Consider the following 7,943-nt stretch of genomic DNA (forward strand, 5'->3'; position numbering starts at 1 on the left):
AAACCACGAGACACCGCATGGCGGACACTGACCGCAACGATGTGCGCAGACCAGACCCGGATGCCTTGCTTGCCCTTGCGGAGAAAGAACGCAGGGGCAAGCTGACGGTTTTTCTGGGGGCTGCCCCCGGCGTTGGCAAAACCTACACCATGCTTTCGCGTGCCAGGCGATTGAAGGCCGACGGCTGCGATATCATGGTCGGGTTGGTGGAAACCCATGGGCGTGGTGAAACCGCTGCGCTGATCGATGGGCTGGAGATCCTGCCGCGCATTCGGGTTGCGCATCGTGGCCGCAGGCTGGAAGAGTTCGACCTTGATGCGGCCCTTGCCCGCAAGCCACGTATCATCATTGTCGATGAACTGGCCCATTCCAACCCTGATGGGAGCCGCCACCCCAAACGGTATCAGGACATTGAAGAGCTGATTGCCGCCGGCATTGATGTGTGGACGGCAATGAACATCCAGCATCTGGAAAGTCTTGCTGATCTGGTGGCGCAGATCACCGGTGTGACCGTGCGTGAACGGGTGCCCGACACCGTGCTCAAGCGGGCCGATGATGTGTTGCTGGTCGACCTTCCGCCAACCGAACTGATCGAGCGCCTGAAAGAGGGCAAGGTTTATCTGCCTGAAAGCGCCAGCCGGGCCGTCGACCGGTTTTTCCGGCTTGGTAATCTTACTGCCCTTCGGGAGCTGGCGTTGCGACGCACGGCCGACCGGGTGGACGACCAGATGGTCGATTATCTCCGACAAAATGCCATTGAAGGACCATGGGCCACTGGCGAACGGCTGATTGTCTGTATTGGCCCGGATGATCTGTCCGAAAAGGTCATTCGTGTGGCAAGCCGCCTGGCATCCGGCCTCAACGCGCCGTGGATCGTTGTTTCGGTAGAGCGCGCCGACCGTGAAGCCAGTAGCACGCAGCATTTCCAGCGGATGGAAGCACTGTTTCGGCTGGCCGAACAATTGGGCGCGGAAACCCAGCACATTATCGGCAGCGACTTTGTTGAAGAAATCCTCAAATGCGCGCGCCGGGAACATGCGACACAAATCGTCATTGGCACGGGGCAACTGCGAAGCTGGATAAGATTCGGCTCACCATCCCTGCATGAAGTCTTGTCGCGCCGCGCTGCCGGGATTGGCATTCATCTCGTGACACCGGAGCGGACAGAAACCCGCGTGCGAAAGCTGCGCTTTAGCCTGCCCAATCTTGCTGCCCTTCGCCAATCAACCCTGTTTGCCCTGGGCTTTACACTGGCAACCACGGCCAGTGCGCTTGTCATCGACCAGTTTATAAAACTGCCCAATATCTCCCTGCTATTTCTGCTGGCGGTTCTGGGAGCATCGGTTACTGGCGGCTACGTGTCAGCCTTTCTGGCGGCACTGATGTGCACGCTGGCGTATAATTTCTTCTTCATCGATCCGCTGCTGACTTTTACCATTTCCAAACCGCATGAAGTGTTTGCATTGTTCATCTTCCTGGCGGTAGCGATGATTGCAGGCGGTTTTGCATCTCGGATCAAGGAACAGGCCTCTGTTGCACGCGTGCGGGCAACCGCGCTGCAATCGCTTTATGATTTCTCGCGCAAACTTTCCACCAATGCCAAGGCCGATGACACCATCTGGCTTGCGGTGTCGCAGCTTCAGGTCAGCCTCAAACGCAACGTGGTTTTATTGCTGCCAGATGCAGGAGACGTGAAGGTGGCTGCGGCCTGGCCGCCGGATACGGAGCTGGATATTACCGACCTGACGGCTGCCCGCTGGAGCCATGACAAACAGGAGCATGCCGGTCACGGCACCGGCACTCTGCCCAACAGCCGTTTTGAGTTCCGTCCACTGATGGGGCCTCACGGTGTTGTTGGTGTTTGCGGGGTCGAGCAGACCAATGAACATCTTCACATGAATGAGGAGCGTGCGCTCTCTGCCATTCTTGACCAGACCGCCATTGCGCTGGACCGGGCGCGGCTTGCCAGAGAAAGTGTGTCGCAGGCTGCGAAACTGGAGGGCGAAAAATATCGCGAAGCGCTGCTTTCCTCCATCTCTCACGACCTGAAAACGCCGCTCGCGACGATTACCGGCGCGGTGACCAGTCTGCGCGAATTTGGCGACAGAATGCCACCGGAAAGTCGCAGCGACCTTCTGCAATCCATTGAAGAGGAAGGCAGCCGGATGAGCCGGTTCGTGGCCAATCTTCTCGACATGACCCGTATTGAGGCCGGCAACCTGAAACCACGCCATGACTGGATCGATGTTGCAGATGTGGTGCATGCTGCCGCTGATCGCATTCGCAAATATTTCCCCGATCGGTTGATCGAAACCGGCATTGCAGCCGATCTTCCGCTGATTGAAGGCGACAGCGTTCTGTTGGGCCAGGTTCTGTTCAACCTGCTGGACAATGCCGTCAAATATGGTGGCAAGGAACCGGTTTACATTTATGCCCGCCGGGATGGAGACGATGTTCTTGTTTCCGTGACAGACCATGGCAAGGGCATTCCGCCGGATGATCTGGACCGGGTGTTCGAAAAATTCTACCGTCGTGGCAAACCGGACGGACGCGCTGCCGGCACCGGTCTTGGACTTTCCATCGCACGCGGTTTCGTTGAAGCGATGGGTGGCCATATCCATGCGGAAAGCCCGGCCGTTAAAAAGAAGGGTACCCGCATCGTCATGCGTTTTCCGGCACCGAAACAGCAGAAAGTCCAAAAACCGAAATGAACGCGACGATTGCCAATATTCTTGTGGTTGATGACGAACCACAGATCCAACGGTTCCTGAAACCGGCGCTCATGGCAGCCGGTTACGGGGTTGTGGAAGCGGCAACCGGCAACGAGGCCCTGAAAGCCGTGGCAACGACCGCGCCCGACCTGATCATTCTTGACCTCGGATTGCCGGATATGGACGGCAAGGACGTGATTGCCAGTCTGCGCGGCTGGTCGGACATCCCGATCATCATCCTGTCTGCCCGGGACCGTGAAAATGAAAAGATTGCCGCGCTTGATCTCGGCGCCGACGACTATGTTGAAAAACCTTTCGGCATTGGCGAGTTGACGGCGCGCATTCGCAATGCCCTGCGCCATCGTGGCCAGAAGACAGACACCATACCGGCTATTTTTCATGCCGACGGGCTGGAACTCGATGTGGTGAAACGTAATGTGACGCGCGGTGACCAGCCCATCCGGCTCACGCCAAAGGAATATGATCTGCTGACGCTACTCGCCCGGCACGCGGGCCGAGTGGTAACCCACAAAACCCTGCTGACCTCCGTTTGGGGGCCCGCCCATGGTGACGATCTGCATTACTTGCGGGTGTTTATCGGGCAATTACGACAGAAGATCGAACGGAACCCTGTCAATCCAGCCATCATACGCACCGAACCTGGTGTGGGCTACAGGCTGATTGCTGATCAAACATGAGAGTGTGAGGTGCAACTTTCACCAAGTTTTACCTCCTGCAGTCATGTAAAGTCATGTGCTGTCACATTGACAAATATCTGCCGCTTCTATGCTCTAGCACCGTCAAACGACAGCAGAGGAGTGTGGCGATTGTCGATAAATTGGCCGCCCATGCGTTATTTGGTCAGGATCATGTTGAGTACGATTGCCATGACCTTTGTGATGATTGGAGCTGTTATGGCAGACACAAAACAGTATCCCCTAACCGACATCGTCCGACGCGGTGATCATCAGGCAATCGCATCAGCGCTGAAAAATGGTGCGGCGCTGGAGGAGCGCGATGCGCGCGGCCAGACAGCCTTGCTGATTGCCACCCACGCCAATGATGTGGAAGCAGCGCGATTGCTGATCGAGGCCGGAGCGGATGTAAACGCCAAGGACAATATCAATGACAGCCCCTATCTCTACGCCGGTGCACGAGGGCATCTCGACATTCTCAAATTGACCCTTGCCCATGGCGCGGACCTCACAAGCACCAACCGTTTCGGTGGTACAGCCCTGATACCAGCTTCAGAACGCGGGCACGTCGAGACGGTAAAAACACTGATCGACGCAGGCGTTGACGTGAACCACGTCAATAATCTGGGATGGACGGCGCTCATCGAGGCCATCATTTTGAGTGATGGCGGACCACGCCATGTCGAGATTGTCAGGCTTCTGCTTGAGGCTGGCGCGGACATCAACATGGCAGACAATGACGGTGTGACACCTCTACAGCATGCGCGAAGCCGCGGTTATCAGGACATCATCGCTCTTCTCGAAAAACGATAGATCTGGACGGTAAATCCTGGCGCAGCGGTGAAAACCGATGCGCCAGAATTTTACCTACAGCTCGAAGGTCTTGACCGCATTGCCTCGTTCGATTGATCGATTGGCAATGAAGCGCTCCGATTTTGCAGTGTCTATTTTCCTGTCTTCAAGGTGCTGGAGCACGGATACGACATATGGTTCTAAAACCATATGTCGACCACTGACAAAATTGCTCTTCTGTTCGCTCTTAGGCTTCTACAGCTTCGCGGACATCATCCAGCAGAAAATGCACGATCACATAGGGTGTCGTATATGTCTGGCCGCTGTCAGACACCGCCTCGACGCTGCCACCATCGGAGGGATGCCATTGCTGGTAGTGTGGATTGTTGGCGATCAGGGTAATCGCCTTGCCCGAAAACCGACCGCCCAAGCGATAACGCGCTTCCGCCATGGGCCAGATTTTCTCAAAATCTTCCTGGCTGATACGAAGTTTCAGCGCCTTTCTGGAATGAGCGTCGCTGGTAGAGCCATTGTCATGCACCACCGGTGGAATGTTCAGGTCAACCTCTTCTGCACCGTCAAGCAGAAAGGCAAATTCGTCTGGCCACATGCGTCTCACGTGTCGCTCCTCCCAAAGCTTATCGTCTTACAGCGTGGCCATGATAGCGCGTCTGCCAGCAGAGGCAATGGCAGATATGAGCCTGCATTTCCTTCAATGCTCGGCAGAGTCCTTGGACTGAAGGTTGTTGCGGCTGAACTAAACGACAACACCGAGAACGAGGTCGTCGCATTCATGCCCTATCCGTCACGGCCCCAAAGTTCTGGGTTCTGCTTGAAATACTCGGTCAGCATTTCGGTGAGAACCCGCACTTTTCGGGTGGGATGCTGGCTTGGCGGACGCACGACATAAACACCGCCTGGAGGGACCGGGTAACGTGTCATGATGGGAACCAACGCACCTGAGGTCACATAGGGATGCGTGATGCAATCGGGTAGCCATGCAATGCCGAGACCCGCAGCAGCGGCGGCAGCAAGCGGTGCGGCGCTGTCGGCCTTGAACCTGCCTTGGGGCTGAACCGTGACGATATTGTCGCCATCCATAAATTGCCAGGCTTCCGTGCCTTGCATGAGGGCCTGGTGGGTGATGATTTCGTCTGGCGTTTCGGGCGAGCCGTGTAACTTGATATAGTCCGGGCTGGCGACAAGCTTGCCATGGATTGGTCCGACGCGTTTTGCGATCAGGTTGGAGTCCTGAAGGTAGGCGCTGCGGATCGCACAATCGAAACCCTCCGCAATGAGATCGACGAAGCGGTCGCTATAGGAAGTATGGATGTGAACCTTCGGGTGCAAGCGCGCCATTTCGGCAAGGACAGGGGCGAAATGGGTCGCTCCGAACGTCAGCGGCATGGCAACCCGTAAACGGCCATGCAGCTCGCCGTTTGGCAGGATTGTTTCTCTGGCAGTATCAATCTCGGCGCTGGCCCTTGCCGCATGGTCCCGGAATGTGATGCCCGCTTCGGTAAGTGCCGCACCGCGCGTTGTCCTTGCAAGCAGCTGGATGCCAAGCTCCGCCTCGATCCGAAAAAGACGCCGACTGACGATTGATTTTGAGACGCCTAACCGACGCGCGGCCGCCGATATTCCCCCGGCATCAGCCACCGCGACGAATGTCTGCAAATCTTCAATGTCCATTCCGGCGTTCCCCGTTTTGCGACACAGCTTGTCTGACTTTGACACTATTGCGCATGCAAAAGGAACAGCAAATTGCCGTCCGACAACGTCACCAGTTGATGCCTGTCTCTCTTGAACCCATGCCATTCATGGCAGCAAAGAAAGGAAGTCTTGATGACCCTTCGTAACGGCCTCGATTCTCTTCTTCGTCCTGAAGATTCGGTCCTCGTTCTGATCGACCATCAACCCTACCAGCTCGCAAATCTCAACAGCCACGATCCGCAGATGGTGGTCAACAATACGACTGCGCTGGCGAAGCTGGCAAAAGCCTTCAATGTTCCGACCATTCTCACCAGTGTGATCGCGGCGCGTGGCGGACTTCTTTTCAGGCAGATCACCGATGTCTTCCCTGGACAGGAGGTTATCGATCGTACCTGGGTAAACACGTGGCAGGACGAGAATGTCGTCAATGTCGTCAAGGCAACCGGTCGCAAGCAACTGATCATCGCTGGCCTATGGACGGAGGTCTGCGTTGCAATGCCTGCGATCCAAGCCGCAGGCGAAGGCTGGGACGTAACCGTGATCACCGACGCTTCGGGCGGGATTTCAAAGGAGTCGCACGAAGTTGCCGTCCAGCGAATGATCCAGGCCGGCGCAAACATGATGACCGTGATGGCGCTTGCGGGCGAGTGGCAACGCGATTGGGCGCGCACCGAGCATGTCGACGAGCTGACTGAGATCCTCATACAGCATTTCGGCGGCAGCGGCGTCGCGTATCTTTGGGAGCAGCAGCTTCTCAACACCCCAGTATCTGGCTGATCAGGATCGGGATGGCGAATGTTTGACGAGAGGTTCGAATGATCCTCATTTCGACCTTCGCCATCCCGGCCCACCTACTGTCCTCCGTTACATGGAAGTTCCTCAGCCGATTTGTCCAGACGATGGTGTTCTGATCCGCGTTGAAGCCGCCGCTATTGAGGGCGGTGACCTGATCAGTCGTGCCTCCATCAAACCTCCCCATCTGGATTTCGTCATCGGTTACGCGGCCGCGGGCGAAATCATCGAGGTGGGACAAAACGTATCGAACCGTCATGTGGGCCAGAAGGTGACGAGCTTCGATCTCTCCGGATCGCACGCCGAGTTGCGTGCAATCCCTGTCAGTCGCACTTGGCCGGTACCGGAAGGGCCCGACATGCCCGCTGCAGCTGCACTACCGATTACATTCGGAACCGCTTATAATTGCTTTTTTACACGCGGTGTTTTGAAGCGCGGTGAAACTGTGCTCGTCCCGGCAGGCGCAACCGTCATTGCCACAGTCTCAGGCAGTTAGAGTGCGGAACGGCTTGTCAGGTTTGGACTGGATCATGCGATTGATCATCACTCGGCTAATGTCGTCGAGGCAGTCATGCAATTGACGGGAAGTCACGGTGTCGATCTTGTCGTCGACCCGGTTGGGGCGACACTGCAAGGTTAACCTGCAGCACTCCGAAGCGAGGGGCGTCTGATCTTCGTCGGCAATGCAGGCGGCGCTGCACTCTCGATCGATCTGTGGCCTGCGTTGCAGGCGAACTAATCGATTTTCGGCGTCTTCATGGGTACTCAATTCGAGAAACCTGACGTCTATGCGACGATCTCCCAGATGCTGGAACTGGCAGCGGTCGGCGTTATTGAAGTGGTGATCGACAGAGTATTTCCGCTCGCAGACGTAGTTGCGACCCATGCCTATGCCGAAAGCAACTCCATCCTTGGAGGTGTCGTCGTTATTCCGACGCGATAATTGCGATCCGAGATCATTGAAAAATTATTCGTTTTCCGATGTTGGGGAATGATTCACTGGCATCGAAAAAGTGGCACGCGGATGTGCGATAGTGATGTGACGAAAGCTACAATCGCTTTCCATCGCGATTTCCGACCCCCAAATATGCTGAACTGTAGTGTAAAACCGGCAATTTTCAGAGTTGCATTTTTAATAATGCGGTAATCAGCCAGAAAATGGAATTGGAGATCTCAAAGGCTGTTATGGCGGAGAGGGTGGGATTCGAACCCACGATACGGTTGCCCGTATGCCGCATTT

Annotated in this window: 8 protein-coding genes; 6 read left to right on the plus strand and 2 right to left on the minus strand. The window is 56.0% G+C overall.

Translation table 11 applies throughout. The annotated features are described in order from the left end of the window. Positions 1 to 17: 17 nt before the first annotated feature. The 3 genes from RT613_RS05365 to RT613_RS05375 all read left to right on the plus strand — a co-directional run bounded on the left by RT613_RS05365 (position 18) and on the right by RT613_RS05375 (position 4,219). Positions 18 to 2,711 carry a sensor histidine kinase KdpD gene (locus tag RT613_RS05365; protein WP_313613559.1) on the plus strand — a complete coding sequence of 898 codons (2,694 nt, stop codon included), beginning with the start codon at positions 18 to 20 and terminating at the stop codon, positions 2,709 to 2,711. Further along, positions 2,708 to 3,409 (plus strand): response regulator transcription factor, encoded by a 702-nt coding sequence (locus tag RT613_RS05370; RefSeq protein ID WP_313613560.1) that lies wholly within the window; start codon positions 2,708 to 2,710, stop codon positions 3,407 to 3,409. Before RT613_RS05365 ends, RT613_RS05370 begins: the two co-directional genes overlap by 4 nt. A gap of 216 nt (positions 3,410 to 3,625) precedes the next feature. Next, positions 3,626 to 4,219, plus strand: a complete 594-nt coding sequence (locus RT613_RS05375) for an ankyrin repeat domain-containing protein (RefSeq protein ID WP_313613562.1) — start codon at positions 3,626 to 3,628, stop codon at positions 4,217 to 4,219. A 226-nt stretch (positions 4,220 to 4,445) separates the two neighbouring features. Here RT613_RS05375 and RT613_RS05380 read toward each other — a convergent pair whose 3' ends face one another. Then, on the minus strand, positions 4,446 to 4,808 hold the full coding sequence (locus RT613_RS05380) for a hypothetical protein (protein ID WP_313613583.1): 363 nt from the start codon (positions 4,806 to 4,808) through the stop codon (positions 4,446 to 4,448). A gap of 188 nt (positions 4,809 to 4,996) precedes the next feature. Then, complete coding sequence (locus tag RT613_RS05385) at positions 4,997 to 5,890, minus strand: LysR family transcriptional regulator (RefSeq protein ID WP_313613564.1); 894 nt, start codon at positions 5,888 to 5,890, stop codon at positions 4,997 to 4,999. Positions 5,891 to 6,043: 153 nt separating this feature from the next. Here RT613_RS05385 and RT613_RS05390 point away from each other — a divergent pair, with 153 nt between their 5' ends. From RT613_RS05390 to RT613_RS05400, 3 genes are all read left to right on the plus strand, one after another. After that, a complete protein-coding gene (locus RT613_RS05390; RefSeq protein WP_313613565.1) occupies positions 6,044 to 6,688 on the plus strand; it encodes a hydrolase in 645 nt (214 codons plus the stop codon). Between the two features lie 22 nt (positions 6,689 to 6,710). Further along, positions 6,711 to 7,199, plus strand: coding sequence for a zinc-binding alcohol dehydrogenase family protein (locus RT613_RS05395; RefSeq protein ID WP_313613567.1), 489 nt, complete (start codon positions 6,711 to 6,713; stop codon positions 7,197 to 7,199). A 261-nt stretch (positions 7,200 to 7,460) separates the two neighbouring features. Beyond that, positions 7,461 to 7,646, plus strand: coding sequence for a zinc-binding dehydrogenase (locus RT613_RS05400; RefSeq protein ID WP_313613568.1), 186 nt, complete (start codon positions 7,461 to 7,463; stop codon positions 7,644 to 7,646). Positions 7,647 to 7,943 lie beyond the last annotated feature (297 nt).

Origin of the sequence: Agrobacterium sp. (assembly GCF_032092815.1) — a bacterium.
Classification (GTDB): Bacteria; Pseudomonadota; Alphaproteobacteria; order Rhizobiales; family Rhizobiaceae; genus Agrobacterium.

What these genes read in the sequence shown, in the direction of transcription:
- RT613_RS05385 (WP_313613564.1), bottom strand. Translation starts at nt 5,890, where the DNA reads ATGGACATTGAAGATTTGCAGACATTCGTCGCGGTGGCTGATGCCGGG.
- RT613_RS05400 (WP_313613568.1), top strand. Translation starts at nt 7,461, where the DNA reads ATGGGTACTCAATTCGAGAAACCTGACGTCTATGCGACGATCTCCCAG.
- RT613_RS05375 (WP_313613562.1), top strand. Translation starts at nt 3,626, where the DNA reads ATGGCAGACACAAAACAGTATCCCCTAACCGACATCGTCCGACGCGGT.
- RT613_RS05370 (WP_313613560.1), top strand. Translation starts at nt 2,708, where the DNA reads ATGAACGCGACGATTGCCAATATTCTTGTGGTTGATGACGAACCACAG.
- RT613_RS05380 (WP_313613583.1), bottom strand. Translation starts at nt 4,808, where the DNA reads ATGTGGCCAGACGAATTTGCCTTTCTGCTTGACGGTGCAGAAGAGGTT.
- RT613_RS05365 (WP_313613559.1), top strand. Translation starts at nt 18, where the DNA reads ATGGCGGACACTGACCGCAACGATGTGCGCAGACCAGACCCGGATGCC.
- RT613_RS05390 (WP_313613565.1), top strand. Translation starts at nt 6,044, where the DNA reads ATGACCCTTCGTAACGGCCTCGATTCTCTTCTTCGTCCTGAAGATTCG.